Origin of the sequence: Lysobacter sp. TAB13 (assembly GCF_052113885.1) — a bacterium.
Taxonomy (GTDB): domain Bacteria; phylum Pseudomonadota; class Gammaproteobacteria; order Xanthomonadales; family Xanthomonadaceae; genus Lysobacter; species Lysobacter gummosus.
This window is the reverse complement of sequence record NZ_JBFRDR010000111.1, coordinates 1-557: the sequence shown is the minus strand read 5'-3', so window position 1 is coordinate 557 and position 557 is coordinate 1. Positions and strand designations below refer to the sequence as shown.

Annotated in this window: 1 protein-coding gene; it reads left to right on the top strand. The window is 65.2% G+C overall.

The window, feature by feature from the left end:
* Positions 1–325 (top strand): hypothetical protein (locus AB4Y92_RS25360; RefSeq protein ID WP_441822128.1); only part of this gene is annotated, 325 nt, incomplete at its 5' end.
* Between the last annotated feature and the right edge of the window lie 232 nt (positions 326–557).

The following is a 557-nucleotide window of genomic DNA, read 5'->3' as shown; positions in this document are numbered from 1 at the left end:
CGGTATGCCCACCGGAAGCCTCGGCAATGGCGAAGCTGCCGAAGCCCTGGCTACAAGGATCGAGGCGCGATGCGACGAGGAGCTGCGCGGCCATATGATCCATTTCGCGGTCAGGGTCGGCGCCCGCCGCGCCGCCGATGCTGCGACGTGCCTGGCGCGCGCTGGCTATGCCGAAGCCGGGCAGATTGCCGACAGGCAGGCGCGCCTGATCGGCGCGATGCAATATCCGCTGGTTATCGGCAAGGACGCTGTTGCGGCGTCGGCCCTTCGTGACCTGGCGCCCACCTACGACTTGCTGCGGACGGCCTTGCAAAACCAAAGCTGAAGGCCTGCCTGGATGTGGACCTGCCTGGACGTTTGGACGTTTATCCCAGCCATTTGAGCTACCCTCAGCGAATCCCGGCGGCGCTGTCGCGCACCGGGCACTCGCTCGACCGCGCCCGGAGGACAATACGGAATGGCGAATGATGATCGCACCAGGTTCATTCCCAGGAGAACGCCGGAATCGGCGGCCATGTCGGCAAGTATCAAACGAGCGATGGCGATCTCCGCCACCC